Below are 20,515 nucleotides of genomic sequence, written 5' to 3'. Positions count from 1 at the left end.
TCATAAATCCGGCAAATAGAGTTTGGATGTATAACCCGGAAACTTCCTTCCATTAGTGAATATAGATATTACTAGTGAAATTCAACGTCTGACAGGAGGATTGTGATGAGCCAAAACAATGAATTGGAACTGCTGTTGCACTCACTGGAGCTTGCCAATAATGAAAGTGAAATCACTGAAATGATAGAAGACAAAAAGTGGGAGGAAGCTGAACGGCTCATTAGAGAGAGATTGAACACCGATCCATTCGGAATGAGCAAGCTGATCAGTTTGGGTTTTATCAATGAAAAAAAAGGGTGCTTACAAGAAGCTTGTGAATGGTATGATGATGCTGCTCTTTTTATGGAGCAGGCTCAAAAAGAGCAGCTGTTCCGGGAAAAACTCAGTCTCTTCCGCAGTGTCGAATACCTGCGGCCGAAAATCATCTTCTTTGTCAAACCAGGTTTAGATACATTTATCAATCCTATAGTTGAACATCTCCCCCAATCATACAGAACGCTTAAGCTGATCGTCACAGATCTCAAACAAATCGACACCGGAATGAAGTGGGCGGATGTTTGCTGGTTTGAATGGTGTGACAACTTAACCATATACGGGAGCAAATTGCCTCTCGCGCATGAAAAAATTCTAATTTGCAGGCTTCACAGCTATGAAGCTTTTACGGCGTATCCTTATCAAGTCCGCTGGGATGTCATAGATCAAGTGGTTTTTGACGGTAGGCACATGGAGGAATACATCGTTGATCAAGTGCAAAACCTTCATAAAACAAAGACCATAACCATTCCAAACGGAGTGAACTTAGACCATTATACGTTTAAGCAGCGTGACAAAGGGTTTCATATCGCCTACGTCGGCTACATTAATTATAAAAAAGGCCCGATGCTTTTATTGCATGCTTTTAAGGCAATCCATGATAAAGATCCACGATACAAGCTATTTATCGCCGGCCAATATCAAGACATCCGCTATCAGTTATATTTTAAACAGATGATTGAAGAATTCGATCTGGCGGACAGCGTCCAGGTCGACGGATGGCAGAGCGACATTAACAAATACTTGGAAGATAAGCATTACCTTATATCAACAAGCCTTTTAGAGAGCCAGCAAATGTCGGTCATGGAAGCGATGGCAAAAGGAATTAAACCGCTCGTCCACAATTTTTACGGCGCCAAAACCATTTATGATGAATCGTTTGTATGGAGCACAATTGATGAACTGGTCGAAATGGTCACTGAACATGACTATACATCAAATCAATACCGCGCTTTTATCGAAGAATATTATTCATCTGAAAAACAACTGAAAAAAATGGAAGAGAACATTTCCCAATTCGCAAAACCGACAAAAGCGAGCGTCCGGACAGCCTTTCTCCATCCGCCCAAAATAACAGTCGGAATCGTCAATTATAATTACGCCCACTTTTTGGAACAATGTCTTCAATCCGTTATTAATCAGACATATCCAAACGTCGAAATCATTATTGTAGATGATCACTCTACTGACGGCTCGGTGGAAATCATCAATTCTTATAAAAATAAATACCCCAATATCAGGACGATATGCCATCAGGAGAATTCGGGTATGGCGGATACGGCATTTGCAGAAATTTTTGAAGAAGCGGGCGGAGACTATGTCATGCCGATAAGCGCAGATGATTTTTTGGCAAATAAAGAAGTACTCAACGACTTTATGCAATGTTTTTTTGAACAGGAAGATTTAGATTATGTTTACGGTGATTTTTTATTGGTAGATCAGAATGGAAATCGAATCGGAAGCTGGGTCTATCAATCATATACGGATGATGAAGCAGTCCGCAGGGTTTTTGAAAGAAGCGGTTCCGGAGTATATCCCATGGTCGGATTGTTCAAACTGTCTTTTTATCGGGATCACAACTATTCCTGGGTGGTTGATTCCAAAAATCCGTACGCAGGAGATGCACTCAACAGCATCGTAAACATTAAACGCGGATGGAAACGGCATTATGTACACAAACCTGTCTATTGCTACCGCAGGCATCAGCATAATTTCACATACAATATAGGCAAAAGAATTCCGTCTATTATTTATGTAATGGAATATATCATTAATAATTTTAATGAAGACATCTACCTGCCAGATATTAAGTGGAGTGAGCTGGAGCCAGCTCAGCGAACCGCGCTGAAGAACTTTATGATTGGAAAAGTTTACGCGAATACAGCAAAAACTTATCAAAGCAACGGATTTACACAGCATCTTGATCAAGAAGAGAAAAAGAGATGCGTCCAGCCTTTGATCAAAAAAATGGAGTATTACTTTGATTTGAGTCTAAGCTCGGGAGTTGAAACTTACAAACCAAACATGAATGAAATCAAAATGGAGATGAAACATTTGCTAGAATTTGATTAATGTTTCATTAGAAAGGACTGTCATATGAGCATCAGCTTGGTGGCAGTCCTTTTTCTTTTGCAAATTTTCCTTCGACTCTGTACATAAAAAAAGAGGCGCATGAAAACCGAAGTTTTCATACACCCCTTCAACCTCCCCATACAAAACATACGAAACGGCTAGAACAAAGCTATTCAGCTGCTCTTTTTGACTATTACGCGCCGGTTGGGCCTGTTGGACCTGTTGCTCCGGTCGCTCCCGTTGGACCTGTCGGACCTGTTGCTCCGGTCGCTCCGGTTGCGCCTGTCGGGCCGGTTGCTCCCGTTGCTCCTGTCGCTCCCGTTGCTCCTGTTGGGCCAGTCGCTCCTGTTGGACCTGTTGGGCCAGTCGCTCCTGTTGGACCTGTTGCTCCGGTCGCTCCCGTTGGACCTGTCGGACCTGTTGCTCCGGTCGGGCCGGTTGCGCCTGTCGGGCCGGTTGCTCCCGTTGCTCCTGTTGCTCCCGTTGCTCCTGTTGCTCCCGTTGGACCTGTCGGACCTGTTGCTCCCGTTGGACCTGTTGCTCCGGTCGCTCCGGTTGGACCTGTCGGGCCGATTGTTCCCGTTGGACCTGTTGCTCCGGTTGCGCCTGTTGCTCCGGTTGGACCTGTTGCTCCGGTCGCTCCGGTTGCGCCTGTTGCTCCGGTTGGGCCGGTTGGACCTGTCGGGCCGGTTGCTCCCGTTGGACCTGTTACTCCTGTTGCGCCGGTCGCTCCGGTTGCGCCTGTTGCTCCGGTCGCTCCTGTCGGGCCGGTTGCTCCCGTTGGACCTGTTGCCCCGGTCGCTCCGGTTGCGCCTGTTGCGCCTGTTGGACCTGTTGCTCCTGTCGCTCCCGTTGCTCCGGTTGGACCTGTTGCGCCGGTCGCTCCCGTTGGACCTGTCGGACCTGTTGCCCCGGTCGCTCCCGTTGCTCCGGTTGGGCCGGTTGGACCTGTCGCTCCCGTTGCTCCGGTCGGACCTGTCGGACCTGTTGCTCCGGTCGCTCCCGTTGCTCCTGTTGCGCCTGTTGCTCCTGTCGCTCCTGTCGGGCCGGTTGGACCTGTCGCTCCCGTTGCTCCGGTCGGACCTGTTGGGCCAGTCGCTCCCGTTGGACCTGTCGGACCTGTTGCTCCCGTTGGACCTGTCGCTCCCGTTGCTCCGGTCGGACCTGTTGGGCCAGTCGCTCCGGTTGCGCCTGTTGCTCCTGTCGCTCCCGTTGCTCCTGTCGCTCCTGTTGCGCCTGTTGGACCTGTCGGGCCGGTCGCTCCCGTTGCTCCTGTTGCTCCGGTCGCTCCTGTTGCGCCTGTTGGACCTGTCGGACCTGTTGCTCCCGTTGGACCTGTCGGACCTGTTGCTCCCGTTGGACCTGTCGGACCTGTTGCTCCCGTTGGACCTGTCGGACCTGTTGCTCCGGTCGCTCCCGTTGCTCCGGTTGGACCTGTTGGGCCGGTCGCTCCCGTTGGACCTGTCGGACCTGTTGCCCCGGTCGCTCCGATTGCTCCGGTTGGGCCGGTTGGACCTGTCGCTCCCGTTGCTCCGGTCGCTCCTGTTGGGCCAGTCGCTCCTGTTGGACCTGTTGCTCCGGTCGCTCCCGTTGCTCCTGTCGCTCCTGTTGCGCCTGTTGGACCTGTCGGGCCGGTCGCTCCCGTTGCTCCTGTTGCTCCGGTCGCTCCTGTTGCGCCTGTTGGACCTGTCGGACCTGTTGCTCCCGTTGCTCCCGTTGCTCCTGTTGGACCTGTCGGACCTGTTGGGCCGGTCGCTCCGGTTGGACCTGTTGGGCCGGTTGGGCCTGTTGGACCTGTTGGACCCGCTACACCAGCGGCCTCTAAAAGCGCTACATCATCTACAACGACATTTGCTGTCCCAGCTTGCGGAAGCGTATTTATCAAAATAAACGCCATCGTAGAACCCGCGGGAGCAGGATCTGTCGTTTGATAAACTTCAAGCCATGTGTTATTTTCCACAACTGGTAATCTATTAAATGGAATATTAACAAAAAGCCCCTGTCCTAGGAAGTTAAATGAACTATCAAAATAAGATACTTGGATCTGTACTTGAGGAGACGGTAAAAAACCTGATTTGGCTAAAGACACAAGAAACTCTAAACCCTCTCCCGCATTAACCGGGGCAAATTGAGCTATAAACGAAACTACATTTCCTCCCAGCAATGTTGCCGACCAAAAACCTGAATGAGAAAATTGAGTAGTGACGAATGCATTTTGGCCAACCCAAGGCGGGAGTGTCCCTGTCTCGAAACCTCCATTAATAACAACATTTCGAATTGACATCTAGGAATTTACCTCCTTTTCATAGATTTGCTTCAATACCTTTTTCAAGTTTGAAGCTAACATATACTATGTTTCCTCAAATAACTTGGTCACGTTATTTTCCATATGGTGAAAACACATTTACAACCGAATCTTGAAATTCCACCTTACAATCATTTAAAAGATATGAAGTAAAACTTTGCTCAAAAATTCCAGAAGAAGGAATCCCAAAAACTTACTTTTCAAAAATACAAGGAGATGCTCTGTTCGAACATCTCCCCTCATTATTAAGGGAATCTAATTATATTCAAATCTCTATTGAATGCTGTTGCAGAAGTTACGTTTGAAGCCGTTGTAACGGCTACTCTTACCGTATATGCAACTGTTGTAGTTGAAGGCACAGTATTAACAAAAGTGCTAGCTAGTGGGAAGCTTTGTGTGTACCAGCGGCTGCGAGGCTTCTATTACATTTTCGCGATTGAAGTGAAGCCTCAATTCAAAAATTATATTACTGTTTGCAGTATTTATAGTCTCTACTGCAAGTGCATAATCGACTTTAACATTTTGACCGCTGCTTACAGTTACTTCAGTATTTAGCGGAATAGTTGGCGGATTGTTAGACTGAAATGGAGCCAGAGGTGTTTGTAAAGAAAATTGCTGTTTGCGGGCTGGTTGGACCTGTCGGGCCTTGTGCTCCGATTGGACCTTCTTCTCAATAAGGCGACATCATCCACTAAAATATCCGGTTCCTGCTTGCGGAAGGTTGTTGATTAATATGAATGCCTGAGTGGTGCCTGGCGGAGCCGGTGTTGCCGTTTGATAAATTTCCAGCCGCGTTCTATTTTCGACAGCTGGTATTCTGCTAGAAGGCACAAGCGCAAAAAAGCCGTTCCCAAGAAAATTAAATCGACTGTCAAAATAGGCAACCTGCATCGGTGACTGAGGGCACCGGAAGAAATCCCGTTTTCGCCAAAGAGGCAAGAAATTCGGCTCCTTCCCCCAACAAATTGTGTAATATACGATGTGAACGTCCCTCCAAACAATCTCGCAGAGAAAAAACCGGAATGCGAAAATTCGCTTGTAACGGTTGTATTTTACGCCTACCCAGGGAGCGAGTGTTCCGGTTTCGAAACCGCCGTTTACCATTGCGTTTTGAATGGACATTTCCCCCCCAATTCTTTTTACTCTATTGCTGCAACTATCTTTATTAGATATTGAAGCTTTATATACTATGACCTTTTCTCTCAAGCAGACACGTTATTTAACATGCTATTTTATGGAAAGTGAAACTACCTTTTACAATATGACTTTATTTCATGACCCGGCCAGGATTGCCTACCGCCGTTTTGCCGGCGGGAATATCCTTTGTGATGACCGCGCCTGCCCCGATAACCGCGTGTTCACCGATGACGACTGATGGCAACAGGGTTGCATTGTTTCCGATTTTCGCCCCCCTTTTAATCGTTGGGCCTTTATATTGATAATTGCCCATTCCCATGTATTTATCATTCGATGTTGAACAGCACGGGCCGATGAATACCTCATCTTCTATTTCCATATCAGCGGTGATGTAGCATCCTGTTTGAATAGTCACCCTCCTGCCGATAGTTGTGTTGTTCTCCACCATGGCGTTTCGGCCGATGATGCTGTCTTCTCCGACCGTCACATGTTCGCGGATGCTTGCCATATCCCCCACAAACACGCCTTTTTTCAAACAGACATCCCGATACACCACAGCGCTTGAACCGATAACAACCTGATCTTCAATCGTCAAAGGCATTCCTGTTGATTTCGGCTGCCGCGCCATTTTTTTATTTGAAGCGGTTCCTTTGCCAAGCACGGTCAAATCACCGATTTTTACCCCGTTTCCGATCTGTGTGTCCTTTTTGATGATAGCATGATGGCCAATTGTTACATCATCGCCGATCGTCACATGTTCCTCGATTACAACATGTTCTCCCAATACAACGTTTTTTCCGATCGTTACACTTTTATGAATCATGTTTACGCCCCCATTTTTCATTTCCGTCTTTTGCATCATATTCAATTTGGACGTGATGAGAAACGGCTTCACAAAAAAACACGGCCGCCGATAGGCGGACCGTGCTACTTCTCTCTTCTGGCAAAATCGACAAACCTGAATTTGTCAAGTCTGTGTCTGCTTTCCGTATATTGAAACAGTGTCGTGTCATCAAGGAACACAAAGTTTTTTACAACGACGATTTGCTCGTATCCGTTTAAATCCAAATACTTTTGATCCATTTCCGTGCAAGGTTCAACAACGATTTCTTTGTGGGCATAGCTGATGACAAGGCCGAGTTCTCCCTCAATATATTGATAAATTGAATCCTCGCATATCTCTTTTGTTAAAAGAGGCACGCTTTTCCGGATAAAATAATCTTTGTCAAGAATGACATGCTCTCCGTTGATTTTTCGGGACCTGACAACACGCCATACCTCTTCGTCTTCTTTGATCCGAAGCTGTTTTTGAATGTATGCGTTCGGATGGGTCAAGCCGAACTCATGCACAACTGTACTGGTCTCTCTGCCAAGCGTTTCAGAAAGCTCTTTGAAACTGACAAGGCCGGAAACCGGGAACTGCATTTTTTCTCTATTGAGGACAACGGAACCTTTTCCTTTGATTTTTTGGATGTAGCCATTTTGAGCAAGCAGATTCAACGCTTTTCGAACGGTTTCCCTCGATGTCTCATGCAGATCGGCAAGGTCGTGTTCCGACGGCAAAATATCGCCGGCATTCAGGATGCCCTGATCAATTTGTTCTGTGATTTCTTTATAAATCATGACGTATTTATTGACTTTCATTTTTTACCACCCAGCTTAGTTTAGCATGGTTTGGCCAGATGATAAACTATCGATTGATATGGTCCCACTTTAAAATTTGTGAATTGCCCCGGAATCTCTTCGTCATTCGCAATCAGAACCTTGGCTGAGTATCCCTCACAATCAATATCTTCCGGAAGGCGGAACTCGGTTTCCTTTCCGTAGAAATTGTTGATGACCAGAAGTTTCTCATTTTTTCCGCTTCTCACATACGCGAAAAGCGCCGGATCGTCTTCAAGAATAAGCTGATAATCTCCGGTTGTGATGATATCGCATTCTTTGCGCAGCTTGTTCAGCTTTTGATAATGGTAAAAAACAGAATCAGGATCGCGCAGCGCTTCTTCGGCATTGATATCTTTGTAATTGTCCGGAATCGGAATCCAAGGGGTCCCCGTTGTAAACCCGGCGTTTTTTCCGGCGTTCCATTGCATCGGCGTCCGCGAATTATCACGGGATTTCGCTTTTAAAATCTCAATGACCTCTTCTTCCGGTATTCCTTTTTCTTTCATCAGCCGGTACATATTTAAAGACTCCACATCCCGGTACAAAGAAATGTCATCAAATTTCGGATTGGTCATTCCGAGTTCTTCCCCTTGATAAATGTAGGGAGTGCCTTGTAGCATATGGATCGCCGTCGCCAGCATTTTCGCCGATTTCTTGCGGTATTTCCCGTCATCACCATAGCGCGAGACGATCCGCGGCTGATCGTGGTTGCACCAGAACAGCGCATTCCAGCCGCCTCCTTTATTCATCTCTGTCTGCCATTCCGAAAGAATCTTCTTCAGCTTTAAGAAATCAAAATCGCTGAGCGTCCATTTTTCCCCGTTTGGATAATCGGCTTTTAAATGATGGAAGTTAAATACCATATCCAGCTCTTGCCTGGTCGGGTTCGTATATTTGATGCAATCGGCGATCGTTGTTGATGACATTTCGCCGACCGTCATACTGTCATATTTAGAAAAGACTTTCCTGTTCATTTCATGCAAAAATTCATGCACCCTTGGACCATCTGTATAAAATTTTCGCCCGTCCCCTTCATCATCATCCGGAAAACGCTGATCTTTTGAGATGACGTTAATAACATCAAGCCTGAAGCCGTCTATGCCTTTTTCAAACCAGAAATGCATCATCTCATATACGTTTTTTCTGACTTCTTCATTTTCCCAATTTAAATCAGCCTGTGTGACATCATAAAGATGCAGATAATACTGCCCCGTCTTTTCATCAAACTTCCATGCGGAGCCGCCGAATTTTGACTCCCAGTTCGTCGGCTGGGACCCGTCAGGCTTCGGATCCTTCCAAATATAAAAATCGCGGTAAGGACTGTCTTTCGAAGATGATGCTTCTTTAAACCACCGGTGCTCTGTTGACGTATGGTTGACGACAAGATCCATGATCACCTTCAAGCCGAGCTTGTGCGCTTCCTCCAAAAGCCGCTCAACATCCTCCAATGTTCCATATTCTTCATGAATCCGGTAATAATCACTGATATCATAGCCATTATCGTGTTGAGGAGATTCATAAATCGGCGTCAGCCAAATCACATCACAGCCTAGCTCTTTTATATAATCGAGCTTTTCAATAATCCCCTGAAGATCGCCGACGCCCGTTCCCGTCGTATCATTAAAGCTTTTCGGATAAATTTGATAGACCACAGCTTTTCTCCACCATGGCTGTTGTTTCATGTCCATATTCGTGCACCACCACTTTCTTTCTATATAAAATGGGAAAAGAGACTGCAGCATGCGTCCCAATTCCCCTCCTGTTATTTACGCTTCAGTTTTGCATAGGCGTATGTTCCCGCAAACGGCGCAACCAGCACAATGGCCATTCCGATCGCAAATGCGCCCCAATATTGGCTCATGATCGAGAAAATCCCCGGCACGCCGCCGACTCCGACGGAGCTCGCTAAAACGCCTTGTGATGAAATATACATTCCGGCAAGCCCTGAGCTGACCATCGCGATGATAAACGGAAATCTGTACCGCAGATTCACTCCGAATATCGCGGGTTCGGTAATGCCGAGATAAGCGGAAATACCTGAAGTCAACGAAAGGCCTTTTTGCTTCTCATCCTTGACAATGAACATCATGGCCAGCGCGGCTGAACCTTGAGCGATATTGGATAAGGCCAGCATCGGCCATAAAAATGTGCCGCCCAGCTTGGAGCCGATCAGCTGCAGATCGACCGCCAGGAATGTATGATGCATGCCGGTAATGACGAGGGCGGAGTACAATCCGCCATATAACAGGCCGCCCAGCGCGGCAAATGTTCCGAATACCGCAATAAGGCCTGATGTTAAAACATTCCCGATCGCAAATGTAATCGGCCCGATGATAATAAAGGAAGCAAATCCTGTCACAAGCAGTGTAATCGGAGCGACAACAAGAAGCTGTATGCTCTCAGGCGTCCGTTTTGTTAAAAACAGCTCGATTTTCGCAAGTAAATATGAAGCGAGCAAAATCGGCAGCACCTGTCCCTGGTATCCGACCTTCTGCACTTCAAGGCCGAAAAGGTTCCAAACAGGGATTTCGCCGCTTTGCTCCGCGGCTCCGTATCCCCAGGCGTTCAACAAATCGGGATGAACCAGCATGACGCCAAGCACGATCCCAAGAAGCGGATTGCCGCCGAATCGTTTTACGGCTGACCAGCCGATCAGAGCGGGCAGAAAGGTAAAGGCCGTTCCCGCAATCAAATTAATCATATTGGCAAGATCGGCCCACTGCGGATAAACTTCAACGATCGACTTCCCGCTGAAGAAAATGTCCGATGCCGTTAAAATATTGTTGATTCCCATTAACAATCCCGCTGTTACAATAGCCGGCAGAATCGGTATAAAAATGTCCGCAAGCGTTTTCACAGCACGCTGCAATGGGTTCATATTTTTCTCAGAAGCCTTCTTGACTTCATCCTTGCTGGATTCGCCGATTCCCGTTTCCTTCACCAGCTCTTCATACACTTTATTGACCGTCCCTTGGCCGATCACCACCTGAAACTGCCCGTTCGCTGAAAACGAGCCCTTTACGACATCGATTTGATCAAGTGCCTTTTGATCGACATTGCTTTCATCTATTAAAGCAAATCGCAAACGAGTCACACAATGAGTTGCCGCTGCAATATTTTCCGCGCCGCCGACTGCATCGACAATCTGCCGGGCGGATCTGTTCAGTTCCCCCATGCCAACCCCTCCGTTCTTATACTTGTATATACATGTTACGGTTATATTGTATTCCTGTATATACATGTAGTCAACATATTTTTTGAAGCGTTTTCAAAAATGTAAAACAAAAGGGAAATTCAATCACAAACATGAGAGGCCATGATGAATACGTATGCCATCAAAAAGAACCTGGCTGAACAGTTGCCAAACCGCTGTTCAGCCAGGTTTTCAAAGAAGAACATGCAGATTGATGAGAAGTGAAAAGACGGACCATGCGCTCTATCCGTCACAAGCGTTTCGATGTAATGAGGGCAAAACAAACTTCCGTAATCCATAAAAGTTTTAGGGGTCGCCGCCTGCATTGCCGGGGAAAAAATCCGCGCTTATCCGCATGGCTATGTGGCACACCAGCGTTTTTCTTTCCTTTCATATGCAAGGCAAATCGAGATGCAAAACTTTGCTCTTTTTTCCGAGCGGAGCATGCCTCGCTCATTCTCTATGCTAGCCGCTAAGAATGGTTCATATTTTTCCGGGGCTCATAAGCGCCGCTCTTTGGCCTGATATCTTTCAAATAATACTTTTCTGATGTAAAAAATTCATCATATAAAGACCTGACTTTTCTGCTCAAAAGTAAAAGGGCCGCAATATTTGGAATCAGTATGAAAGCAAGCGCGAGGTCAAGAAATCCCCAAATGGCCTTCGCCCCGCCCGCTGCACCTATGATAATTGCGGCTAAATAAATCACCTTGATCACATGACCGGCGATCCGGCCGAACAGAAACTCAGCTTGCTTAACCCCGTAAAAAATCACAACGGTAATCGTTGATACAACGAAAAAGACGAGTGAGATGGACACGAAGTATCCGCCTCCGCTGCCAAAATAGCTTTTGAAAGCTGCTGCCGTCAGCGCCGCCGGGTTTCGAAGGGCGTTTTCCCCCGTCCACACTCCTGATGAAAGAACGACAAAAGCCGTCGTCGTACAAATCAGCAAGGTGTCAACGACAATGCCGATCACAGACCAGAAGCCCTGCCTTACGGGATGATCGGTCATTGCAGCGGCATGGGCAATCGGCGCCGTCCCCATCCCGGCTTCGTTGGAATAAAGGCCGCGCGCAAATCCCCAGCGGACCGTTTCGGCGATTGCCGCGCCGGCAAACCCGCCTAATGCCGAAGAGGAGGTAAACGCATTCGAAAAGATGAGAGAGAAAAAAGCTGGCACTGATGAAACATTCATGATGACAATCAGGATTCCCGCCCCCACATACACCCCTGCCATCAGCGGCACCACCAGCTCTGTCACTTTTCCAATCCGCTTGATTCCCCCAATGACCACAAGGCCGATCAAAAAAGCAATGACGATCCCTGCGTACATTTTATTGAAAGAGAATGTTTCCGCCAGTGAAACAGATACTGAATTTCCTTGAACCATAATGCTTGGGATCAGTTCGACAATCAGCGCAACTGAAAAGAAGACGCCGAGCCATTTCAGCTTCAGCCCCTTTGTTATGTAATACATCGGCCCGCCGACAAATTCCCCCGCTTTGTTTTTTTCTCTATAATGGACGGCCAGCACACTTTCCGAAAACTTAATTGCCATGGCAAACAGCGCGACCAGCCACATCCAAAAAACGGCTCCTGGACCGCCGAACATAATCGCCGCCGGCACACCGACAATGTTTGCAGCGCCGATCGTTGAACTGAGAGCCGAAGTCAATGCTTGCAGAGGTGTAACCGTCCCCTCTCCCTTCGGCTTTTTGCCGATGCTGCCGATCGTTTGTTTGAACATATAAACGGGATAGCGAAACTGAAAAAATTTCAGCAGAATTGTAAAATAGACTCCTGTCCCCGTCAATAAAACAATTAAAGGCGGCCCCCACAGCCAATCCGAAATACGCTTGACCCATGCTAATGTTTCCATCCTATCACCCTTTTTTCGTTTATGGGTCATTACCACAACCGGAGAAAAATAAAACTTGTCACAAAGCGCACGATCTGTTTTTAAAAGGCATCTTCTTCCCGCCCCGCTTTCACAGTCCCAAAATGCAACATTGCCGCCGGCAGTAAAAAACAAGAGCAGACATCGGAAAAAACGTCTGCTCTTTATGAACGGCCGAGCCGTTTATATATTTTATCCTTGTAAAAAGCGGATGCAGGCTTGGAAAACATGCCTGTCTTGGCGGCGAGTCTGTCAAGCCTGAGCCGGCTTTCCGTTTTTCTTTTGATGAGCCGCTCGCGCTCATCTTCATCCGTGCATTTGGCGATTAAGTCGTCAATGGTCATCAGCTCTTTTTTCAGCGATGCTTCATCCCCTGCCATACCGGCGTTTTTCAACACCCGGTAAGCCATTCGGAGATCTTCGGGAACATGGGCGGCATCATCCTTTTTAAGCGGTTTGCCCATTCCCGGCAGCCCGTCGAACTCCCCGTCCTTGATCGCCTGCTTAATTCTATCCTCGGAGATGATACTTGAAAAATCCATGGTCTCACCAGCCTTTTTCATACATATAATACATCAGTCTGCCATAAAACCAGGGAACAGCCAATATACAATTGGCACAAAATATTTCCAGTTCGGTTTTCAAAAAGCCAACATCCTTGGATTGATGGGGTTTTCACGGTCTCTTTGCCTGTCTTAGTTTCCGCTTTTCTAAATCGGCATTTCATGGTATATTTTATACATTCGTTTTTTTCTTCGTTCCGATTGTTTTATGCTGATCCGGAAAAAGGAGTGTAACAATGAAAAGATTTATAAAGGAAAGAGGGCTTGCCTTTTTTCTGATAGCCGTTGTATTGCTATGGCTGAAAACATATGCTGCTTATGTGATTGAATTTAATTTAGGAATAACCAACACAGTACAAAAGATTTTGCTTTTTGTGAATCCGATTAGCTCAAGCTTGTTCTTTCTTGGATTGGGACTCTTGTTCAAGAAAAAAATACAGCAGACGGCCATAATAGTGATTCATTTTTTAATGTCTTTTTTACTTTACGCAAACGTCGTCTATTACAGATTCTTCAGCGACTTTATCACGCTGCCTACGATCATGCAGGCAAAAACAAACGGAGGACAGCTCGGGGACAGTATTTTCTCACTCATGCACCCTCTTGATGTCTTTTATTTTATCGATACGATCATTTTGATCGCATTGGCCGTTTTTTATAACAGACCGTCTGAAAAAACGACAAAGCGTCCGTTTAAAATCGTAATGGGTGCAAGCATTCTGGTCTTTCTCGTCAATCTTGCGGTTGCGGAGATGGACCGTCCGGAGCTTCTTACCCGTTCATTCGACCGCAACTATCTTGTGAAATACTTGGGAACATACAACTTCACAATCTATGATGCGATACAAAACATTAAGTCAAACAGTCAGCGCGCCCTGGCCAGCTCCAGCGACGTGACTGAGGTTGAGAACTATATTAAAGCCAATCAGGACAAACCGGACCCTAAATACTTCGGAAAAGCGGAAGGCATGAATGTGGTTTACATTTCAATGGAGTCACTTCAGACGTTCCTGATTGACTACAAGCTTAACGGCAAGGAAGTAACGCCGTTCTTAAACTCGCTGGCTCATGATAATGAAACGTTCTATTTTGATAACTTTTTCCACCAAACTGGACAAGGTAAAACATCAGACGCCGAATTCATGATGGACACCTCGCTGTATCCTTTATCTCAAGGATCGGTGTTCATTAATAAAGCGCAGAACACGCTTCAGTCGGCGCCGGCGATTTTAAAATCGCAAGGCTATACATCCGCGGCTTTCCACGGTAACTACAAAACGTTCTGGAACCGTAATGAAATGTATAAAGCCATCGGATATGACAAATTCTTTGACGCTACGTATTACGATATGAGCGAAGGTAAAACGAAAAACTACGGCTTGAAGGATAAACCGTTCTTTGAAGAATCAATGCCGCTGTTAAAGAGCCTGAAACAGCCGTTCTACACGAAATTTATTACGCTCTCCAACCATTTCCCATTTGAAATGGATGAAGGCGATACAGACTTCCCGGCCGGGGATACCGGCGACAGTGTTGTCGATCATTACTTCCAATCGGCCAACTACATGGATCAGGCGCTTGAACAGTTCTTCAACGATCTGAAAAAGGCCGGATTGTATGACAATACAATCGTCGTCATGTATGGCGACCACTACGGCATTTCGGAAAACCACAATAAAGCGATGTCCAAAGTATTGGGCAAAGACATTACGCCATATGAAAATGCTCAGTTACAGAGGGTTCCGCTGTTTATCCACGCACCTGGGGTCAAGGGAGTTAAATCCCACAAATACGGCGGCGAAGTCGATGTAGCCCCTACCCTGCTTCATTTGATGGGCGTGGATACGAAGGATTACCTGATGAGCGGTTCAGACCTTCTGTCTCCTGAACACCGCGAAGTCATTCCGTTCCGAAACGGCGATTTTGTTTCACCGAAATACACGAAAACGAACGGAAACTATTATGATACGAAGACAGGAGAGCTACTCAACGAAAAAGACATTGACGCGAACGTCGATGAATCGGTGAAAAAAGAGCTTGAAATGTCGGATAAAATCGTCGATGGAGATTTGCTGCGCTTCTATAAACCGAAAGGATTCAAGCCAGTCGATCCAAGCGACTATGATTACACCAATCATCATCCGAAATCATCCGAATCTGACGCATCTTCAACAACGACATCAGATTCCGGACAATAATCAAAAGCACCCGCCTTCAAATGGAAGGCGGGTGTTTTTTCATCTTCAAGCCGTGCTGTTCCTTTTTCGGGAACAGTTATGGTAAGCTTGATTTGGAATATAAAAAAGAAAGCGGGAATGAATTGTGATTGTAAAGAATGACCAAGAGCTGGAAGGGCTCAAAAAAATCGGCAGAATCGTCGCTTTGGCGAGGGAAGAAATGAAGCAAAAAGCCGCTCCCGGCATGAGTACAAAAGAGCTTGATCTGATAGGGAAACAAGTGCTTGAAGCTCATGGAGCCGCTTCAGCTCCGGAAAAAGAGTATGATTTCCCGGGTACGACATGCATCAGCATTAATGATGAAGTGGCCCACGGAATTCCGAGCCAATCCACCATATTAAAAGAAGGAGATTTAATCAATATCGACATTTCGGCTGAATTTGGCGGCTATTACTCAGATACCGGCATTTCATTTGTCTTGGGCAAAGGCGACGAAACCTTGCACAAGCTGTGCCAATGCGCGGAAAGCGCCTTTCAAAAAGGGCTCCTCCAAGCGCGGGCCGGGAAAAAACAAAACCAAATCGGCAGAGCCGTCTACAATGAAGCAAAAGCAAATGGATTCACCGTCATTAAAAACCTGACGGGCCACGGCATCGGAAAAAAGCTTCATGAAGCGCCAAACCATATTTTAAATTACTATGATCCATTTGACAGCGCGCTGTTTAAAAACGGAACCGTGATCGCTTTAGAGCCGTTCGTATCAACAAAAGCCGAGCACACTATCGAAGCCGGCGACGGCTGGACGTTCAAAACGCCCGACGGAAGCTTGGTGGCGCAGATCGAGCATACGATCGTGATCACAAAAGACGAACCGATTATCTTAACACAGCTGGATTAACCGTTCATCCGCCTTTCGGCTTCCCCGCAGCGAATCCAAGTCCGGGTTTTATGTTAAAATAAAAAGCAGCATTGCCGAAAGGAGCATATTCACTCATGTTGTTTGCCATCATCGGAGTAATCTTTTTGATCGAAAGCATATTTTTAACCGTATATGCCCATAAAAAAAAGAACGGTTTTTTAAAATATATCGGGATTGTTCTCAGCATTCTGATTGTTTCCATGATCATCTCCAGTTTGATAAATCATTGAAATCTTCTCTTCAGAGAACAGACCTTGGTTTCAGGACGAAAGGCTCAGTTTTTATCAATTTCCTCTAACCCCTTTTCAACGTTTCGGGATGGATGTTAGAATGCCAATTACATTGAATAATGGAAAGGAGTTTTCTGACATGCATTACGGAAGCAAAGGCTGGTATGTACAGGAATTGAAAAAGCTTGGGATGACGAAGTATGAAGGAAGAAAGCTTCAAAGCTACAAAACGCATTTTCTAGCGAATCTGCTTGACAGCGTGAAAAAATAATCTGCACATTTCAAGCCGCGCCGCTTTACCGGCGCGGCTTTTTTTATGCGCTCAGCTGTTTTTCAAAAGACGCTCTCCAGCTGTCTGACAATGCCTCGACCTCAAGGATTTTCCGAATGGCTGATTGATTGTTGCGGTCATGGTACATCAAATGATTGGCATGTGCGACCGTGATTTCGTGCGCGTCACGGGAAACGAACTGGAGCTGTGAATCGGGCGCAACGATTCCTTCTTCAAGCACCCTGAAATAAAACCCGCTGTAGCCGGTATTCCTCACTTTCAGCACCATATCTTTGACGTTCAGCTTTTTGGCAAGCTTAAAACAGGGCTGCCGCGGCTGGCTTACCTGCACCATAGCTTCTCCAAGCTTGAATATGTCGCCGATGCATACATCGCGTTCCGTCAAGCCTTTTACTGATACATTTTCACCGAACGCTGCCTGAGGAAGCTTTTTCTTCAGCTCGTTTTCCCAATAGGCGTAATGATCCCCCGGATAGACGCACACCGCTTTATCAGCGCCGCCGTGGTGAATGAGGTCAGCCTGCTTGTCCCCCTCGAAATTGGTCCGGCTCAAAAATACGGGGAAGTCGACGGGTTGCTTGAATATTGCCGTCTCTACTTTTTTTCCTTCAAATTCGTATATGTTCGGAGATCCCACATAAATGGAAGAAATCTCGTATTGCCGATTTTCCAAAGTCTCACGTCCTTCCTTTATTTTCATATTGTATCGATTCCTTTCATCCATGTCTATCCCGTGATCGAAAAATGGGAAATATGGTAGCATAGAAGAAAAGGAGGGTTCCCAGAGTGCTTCAATATCGAATCATTGTAGATGGGCGCGTCCAAGGCGTCGGCTTCCGCTACTTCGTGCAAATGGAAGCTGACAAACGCAAATTAACAGGCTGGGTCCGCAACCGCGATGACGGCACTGTTGAAATCCGTGCGGAAGGGCCGGAAGAAAGCTTGAAGCAATTTCTCAAAGCCGTCCAAAAAGGAAGCCCGTTCTCAAACGTGACTGACGTCAAAATCGAAGAAACAAAACAAATTGACGGATACCAAAAGTTTAATATCAGCTATTAAAGCCGCCGATTCGGCGGTTTTTTTCGTAAAGGCTCATATTGGCCTTGACTTATTCGGTCATTCATTTTAGTATTTAGTTAAATAACTAAATACTTAAATTCCAAGGATGTTATTACATGAACCAAACATTTAAAGCTTTGGCTGATCCAACAAGGAGAAAAATATTGAATCTGCTGAAAGAACAGGATTTGACCGCCGGTGAAATCGCCGGGCATTTCCAGATGTCAAAGCCGAGCATCTCCCAGCATTTAAAAATCTTAAAACAGGCCGAACTGATTCAGGATGAAAAAAAAGGGCAATTCATCATCTATTCGCTGAATACGACCATGTTTCAAGACATTATCAGCTGGGCTTTCAGCTTTACTGAACAAACTAGAACAGACGAAGGGGATGCAAAATGAAGAAGCACATCTTTTCACTATCTTTAATTTTGATTAATCTATTGGTTTGGGTGATTGCCTACCCGCATATATCTGATCAAGTTCCCATTCATTGGTCGTCTTCAGGCGAAGTAGACCGGTATGCCTCAAAAATGGAAGCGATGCTGACCGCGATGGGTCTGCTTGTGGTGGTATATATCTTGATGGCTGTGACGCCAAAAGTGGACCCCCGCAAAAAAAACTATCGCATGTTTTCTAAGACGTATGATATTCTCATCAACGCCATGATGGTGCTTTTTTCTCTCATCAATATCTTGATGGTGCTGTCGGGAATGGGATACGACTTGCCGACGAGCAGCATCGTCCCAGTGCTTGTAGGAGCCCTTCTGATCATCATCGGCAATTATCTTCCAAGAGTCCGCCCGAACTTTTTTATGGGAATTAAAAACCCTTGGACATTGAGCAGCGATGCGATCTGGAAAAAAACCCACAGATTCGGGGCGAAAGTATTTACGATTGCAGGAATTTTTATAGCGGCGGACGGTTTGTTTACGATCGGCGAAAATGTGATACTGCCTATTATTTTGCTTACCGTTATTGCACCATATGTCTATTCCTATATGCTATTCCGAAAAGAAAATGGCATGAATGGATGATTTTTTATGAAAGGCTGGATATGTATCAATCCGGCCTTTTTTGATTGTTTGGCAGCATCTGCTGGAACATTTGGTCAATACGGCTTCTGTCATTTTCCAATACCCATTGGTTCAGCCGGCTGTAAAGCGGCAGCAGTTCTTCTTTTTGAACGGCAATGACGTCGCATCCGCTGTCATCATATAAGTGGAAAATCATCTTACGCGCCACATTCACAACATAAATCTCGACATCATACCCCTTGTTTACAAAATCTTTGTCGCAAATGAATGACAGCAACTGTCCGAATCGGATATCAGCCTTTGTACAAGGAAGCAGATAACGATGGTTGTACGGAGCATTCTGCCTGTGCTACAATTTCCTTAAAACGGCTTTATGTTTCACATATTTTTTAAAGAGGTTGGTCTGCTTTTTTTGCTGCAGGGATACATCTGCGACAAGCATCATTTCATCCGTGTCTGAGAAAACTTGAGTGAAAATCGTAAGGCTTCTTTCTTTGATTTGGCGAAGATTGTCAGCTTCTGCATGATCCGCCCAAGGCATGGAGATTTCAAAACGGATGCCGTATGGCCAGTTGTAGAATAACGGCGGTCTTAAAGCGATTCCCTCAATATGCTCATTCAAGTATTTGTCAATGGCATTCATATGCAGCTCCTTTTTGTGACATACAAGAAGGCTGCCCGGACATTCGGACAGCCGCATTGGGATTTTATTTGAGTCCTTTTTGAATCGCCTTCCAGAAAGACGCCGATTCATGCCCCAGCGCGTAAACGGATACGCCGGCGATTTTATACTGTTTTGCCAGACGGCTTTTCGCTTGAATCGTTTTTTCATCTTCATACCAAACGACATGCTTATGTTTTCTGCCATCCTTGTAGGAGAACGTCATCGAACCGGATTTTTTATTGTAAACAGGCTTTGCCTTCACCTTCTTTTTGAGCGCTTGAAGCTCATTCCACTGCAGCATTTTGCTGTTATGTTGATCGGTTAGATCCCAGTCGTTTCCGTAAGACGGAATCCCCATAATGACTTTATTGGCTTTGATCGTTTTGACCGCGTATTTTAAAGTGCCTTTGATCCAGTTCGTGCTGGCGACAGAGCCAGGGCTGCTCCACACGCCGTGTTCATCGTATGTCATCACTTGCACATAATCTGCGTATTTTCCGATTTTCGCATAGTCGAATGGCCAGCTCCAATCATCTTGCCGGTGATCTGCGCTTTTCGCCGGCACTGACACCATCGTTTTGATTTTATGCTTTTTCAGAGTGTTTGCAACATATTGGATCAGGCTTGAATACTTTGCCCGATCCCCCGGCTTTACGGCCTCAAAATCGATATTGATTCCGGTAAACGATTGTTTTTTAGCCAGCTTTACGAGCTGATCCGCAAAGTGTTTGCGCGCGGTTTTGTTTGTCATGACGCGGGAAGCCAGGTTTCCGTCGAAATTTTGAATGGCTTCATTATAATTGGAAATGACCGCCCACGTTTTTATTTTTTGCATATGATAAGACGTCAATGAGTGATATGATGCCCCATCGCCTGTCGTATAGCCGAGGACGATGTTTGATCCTTTTGCTTCTGCTCCCGTAAACGCCGTCATGGACAACATGACAGCCAGCACGGCGACCAGCCAAACATGCTTTTTCATTCTAGTAC

Annotated in this window: 20 protein-coding genes; 8 read left to right on the top strand and 12 right to left on the bottom strand. The window is 46.0% G+C overall.

What is annotated here, in order from left to right; all coding sequences use genetic code 11:
* Positions 1-105: 105 nt before the first annotated feature.
* A complete protein-coding gene (locus R5H20_RS04440; RefSeq protein WP_006639930.1) occupies positions 106-2,385 on the top strand; it encodes a glycosyltransferase in 2,280 nt (759 codons plus the stop codon).
* Between the two features lie 193 nt (positions 2,386-2,578).
* On the opposite strand, the gene R5H20_RS04435 is transcribed toward R5H20_RS04440, so the two are convergent.
* The 8 genes from R5H20_RS04435 to R5H20_RS04405 all read right to left on the bottom strand — a co-directional run bounded on the left by R5H20_RS04435 (position 2,579) and on the right by R5H20_RS04405 (position 13,127).
* A complete protein-coding gene (locus tag R5H20_RS04435; protein WP_244185788.1) occupies positions 2,579-4,669 on the bottom strand; it encodes an NTTRR-F1 domain in 2,091 nt (696 codons plus the stop codon).
* A 705-nt stretch (positions 4,670-5,374) separates the two neighbouring features.
* On the bottom strand, positions 5,375-5,794 hold the full coding sequence (locus tag R5H20_RS23530) for an NTTRR-F1 domain (RefSeq protein ID WP_224254520.1): 420 nt from the start codon (positions 5,792-5,794) through the stop codon (positions 5,375-5,377).
* 163 nt (positions 5,795-5,957) lie between these two features.
* Complete coding sequence (locus R5H20_RS04430) at positions 5,958-6,650, bottom strand: N-acetyltransferase (RefSeq protein ID WP_029419854.1); 693 nt, start codon at positions 6,648-6,650, stop codon at positions 5,958-5,960.
* Between the two features lie 104 nt (positions 6,651-6,754).
* Positions 6,755-7,471 carry a trehalose operon repressor gene (gene treR / locus R5H20_RS04425; protein WP_006637431.1) on the bottom strand — a complete coding sequence of 239 codons (717 nt, stop codon included), beginning with the start codon at positions 7,469-7,471 and terminating at the stop codon, positions 6,755-6,757.
* Between the two features lie 20 nt (positions 7,472-7,491).
* Positions 7,492-9,180, bottom strand: coding sequence for an alpha,alpha-phosphotrehalase (treC, locus tag R5H20_RS04420; protein WP_040348123.1), 1,689 nt, complete (start codon positions 9,178-9,180; stop codon positions 7,492-7,494).
* Between the two features lie 74 nt (positions 9,181-9,254).
* Positions 9,255-10,667 carry a PTS system trehalose-specific EIIBC component gene (gene treP, locus R5H20_RS04415; protein ID WP_006637429.1) on the bottom strand — a complete coding sequence of 471 codons (1,413 nt, stop codon included), beginning with the start codon at positions 10,665-10,667 and terminating at the stop codon, positions 9,255-9,257.
* Positions 10,668-11,157: 490 nt separating this feature from the next.
* Entirely contained in the window at positions 11,158-12,567 is a 1,410-nt protein-coding gene (locus R5H20_RS04410; RefSeq protein ID WP_029419857.1) for an alanine/glycine:cation symporter family protein, read from the bottom strand.
* Between the two features lie 182 nt (positions 12,568-12,749).
* The gene (locus R5H20_RS04405; RefSeq protein WP_006637427.1) at positions 12,750-13,127 is read right to left on the bottom strand and encodes a DnaJ family domain-containing protein; all 378 of its coding nucleotides are present in this window, start codon (positions 13,125-13,127) and stop codon (positions 12,750-12,752) included.
* 257 nt (positions 13,128-13,384) lie between these two features.
* Here R5H20_RS04405 and R5H20_RS04400 point away from each other — a divergent pair, with 257 nt between their 5' ends.
* The 4 genes from R5H20_RS04400 (at position 13,385) to R5H20_RS04385 (ending at position 16,745) form a co-directional block, all read left to right on the top strand.
* Entirely contained in the window at positions 13,385-15,346 is a 1,962-nt protein-coding gene (locus tag R5H20_RS04400) for a lipoteichoic acid synthase (RefSeq protein WP_006637426.1), read from the top strand.
* A 124-nt stretch (positions 15,347-15,470) separates the two neighbouring features.
* A complete protein-coding gene (gene map, locus R5H20_RS04395; RefSeq protein WP_006637425.1) occupies positions 15,471-16,223 on the top strand; it encodes a type I methionyl aminopeptidase in 753 nt (250 codons plus the stop codon).
* A gap of 95 nt (positions 16,224-16,318) precedes the next feature.
* Positions 16,319-16,474, top strand: coding sequence for a hypothetical protein (locus tag R5H20_RS04390; protein ID WP_087962499.1), 156 nt, complete (start codon positions 16,319-16,321; stop codon positions 16,472-16,474).
* 139 nt (positions 16,475-16,613) lie between these two features.
* Positions 16,614-16,745 carry a YflJ family protein gene (locus tag R5H20_RS04385; RefSeq protein WP_006637423.1) on the top strand — a complete coding sequence of 44 codons (132 nt, stop codon included), beginning with the start codon at positions 16,614-16,616 and terminating at the stop codon, positions 16,743-16,745.
* Between the two features lie 43 nt (positions 16,746-16,788).
* On the opposite strand, the gene R5H20_RS04380 is transcribed toward R5H20_RS04385, so the two are convergent.
* Complete coding sequence (locus R5H20_RS04380) at positions 16,789-17,439, bottom strand: MOSC domain-containing protein (protein WP_029419858.1); 651 nt, start codon at positions 17,437-17,439, stop codon at positions 16,789-16,791.
* A gap of 113 nt (positions 17,440-17,552) precedes the next feature.
* Here R5H20_RS04380 and R5H20_RS04375 point away from each other — a divergent pair, with 113 nt between their 5' ends.
* The 3 genes from R5H20_RS04375 to R5H20_RS04365 all read left to right on the top strand — a co-directional run bounded on the left by R5H20_RS04375 (position 17,553) and on the right by R5H20_RS04365 (position 18,861).
* Positions 17,553-17,825 carry an acylphosphatase gene (locus tag R5H20_RS04375; protein WP_006637421.1) on the top strand — a complete coding sequence of 91 codons (273 nt, stop codon included), beginning with the start codon at positions 17,553-17,555 and terminating at the stop codon, positions 17,823-17,825.
* A gap of 116 nt (positions 17,826-17,941) precedes the next feature.
* Entirely contained in the window at positions 17,942-18,226 is a 285-nt protein-coding gene (locus R5H20_RS04370; protein ID WP_006637420.1) for an autorepressor SdpR family transcription factor, read from the top strand.
* Positions 18,223-18,861 carry an SdpI family protein gene (locus R5H20_RS04365; protein WP_006637419.1) on the top strand — a complete coding sequence of 213 codons (639 nt, stop codon included), beginning with the start codon at positions 18,223-18,225 and terminating at the stop codon, positions 18,859-18,861. Before R5H20_RS04370 ends, R5H20_RS04365 begins: the two co-directional genes overlap by 4 nt.
* 25 nt (positions 18,862-18,886) lie before the next feature.
* Here R5H20_RS04365 and R5H20_RS04360 read toward each other — a convergent pair whose 3' ends face one another.
* From R5H20_RS04360 to R5H20_RS04350, 3 genes are all read right to left on the bottom strand, one after another.
* Positions 18,887-19,057, bottom strand: coding sequence for a DUF3885 domain-containing protein (locus tag R5H20_RS04360; protein WP_141231104.1), 171 nt, complete (start codon positions 19,055-19,057; stop codon positions 18,887-18,889).
* Positions 19,058-19,210: 153 nt separating this feature from the next.
* Positions 19,211-19,504, bottom strand: a complete 294-nt coding sequence (locus R5H20_RS04355) for a DUF3885 domain-containing protein (protein ID WP_095260035.1) — start codon at positions 19,502-19,504, stop codon at positions 19,211-19,213.
* Between the two features lie 64 nt (positions 19,505-19,568).
* The gene (locus tag R5H20_RS04350) at positions 19,569-20,507 is read right to left on the bottom strand and encodes a glycosyl hydrolase family 18 protein (RefSeq protein ID WP_006637418.1); all 939 of its coding nucleotides are present in this window, start codon (positions 20,505-20,507) and stop codon (positions 19,569-19,571) included.
* Between the last annotated feature and the right edge of the window lie 8 nt (positions 20,508-20,515).

The sequence above is a fragment of the Bacillus sp. KICET-3 genome (assembly GCF_033261025.1).
GTDB lineage: Bacteria > Bacillota > Bacilli > Bacillales > Bacillaceae > Bacillus > Bacillus sonorensis.
This window is presented reverse-complemented; position numbering and strand designations above follow the sequence as displayed.

Coding starts and splice junctions, on each gene's coding strand:
- R5H20_RS04440 (WP_006639930.1), top strand. CDS start 106: ATGAGCCAAAACAATGAATTGGAACTGCTGTTGCACTCACTGGAGCTT.
- R5H20_RS04435 (WP_244185788.1), bottom strand. CDS start 4,669: ATGTCAATTCGAAATGTTGTTATTAATGGAGGTTTCGAGACAGGGACA.
- R5H20_RS23530 (WP_224254520.1), bottom strand. CDS start 5,794: ATGGTAAACGGCGGTTTCGAAACCGGAACACTCGCTCCCTGGGTAGGC.
- R5H20_RS04430 (WP_029419854.1), bottom strand. CDS start 6,650: ATGATTCATAAAAGTGTAACGATCGGAAAAAACGTTGTATTGGGAGAA.
- treR (WP_006637431.1), bottom strand. CDS start 7,471: ATGAAAGTCAATAAATACGTCATGATTTATAAAGAAATCACAGAACAA.
- treC (WP_040348123.1), bottom strand. CDS start 9,180: ATGGACATGAAACAACAGCCATGGTGGAGAAAAGCTGTGGTCTATCAA.
- treP (WP_006637429.1), bottom strand. CDS start 10,667: ATGGGGGAACTGAACAGATCCGCCCGGCAGATTGTCGATGCAGTCGGC.
- R5H20_RS04410 (WP_029419857.1), bottom strand. CDS start 12,567: ATGGAAACATTAGCATGGGTCAAGCGTATTTCGGATTGGCTGTGGGGG.
- R5H20_RS04405 (WP_006637427.1), bottom strand. CDS start 13,127: ATGGATTTTTCAAGTATCATCTCCGAGGATAGAATTAAGCAGGCGATC.
- R5H20_RS04400 (WP_006637426.1), top strand. CDS start 13,385: ATGAAAAGATTTATAAAGGAAAGAGGGCTTGCCTTTTTTCTGATAGCC.
- R5H20_RS04390 (WP_087962499.1), top strand. CDS start 16,319: ATGTTGTTTGCCATCATCGGAGTAATCTTTTTGATCGAAAGCATATTT.
- R5H20_RS04385 (WP_006637423.1), top strand. CDS start 16,614: ATGCATTACGGAAGCAAAGGCTGGTATGTACAGGAATTGAAAAAGCTT.
- R5H20_RS04370 (WP_006637420.1), top strand. CDS start 17,942: ATGAACCAAACATTTAAAGCTTTGGCTGATCCAACAAGGAGAAAAATA.
- R5H20_RS04365 (WP_006637419.1), top strand. CDS start 18,223: ATGAAGAAGCACATCTTTTCACTATCTTTAATTTTGATTAATCTATTG.
- R5H20_RS04360 (WP_141231104.1), bottom strand. CDS start 19,057: ATGATTTTCCACTTATATGATGACAGCGGATGCGACGTCATTGCCGTT.
- R5H20_RS04355 (WP_095260035.1), bottom strand. CDS start 19,504: ATGAATGCCATTGACAAATACTTGAATGAGCATATTGAGGGAATCGCT.
- R5H20_RS04350 (WP_006637418.1), bottom strand. CDS start 20,507: ATGAAAAAGCATGTTTGGCTGGTCGCCGTGCTGGCTGTCATGTTGTCC.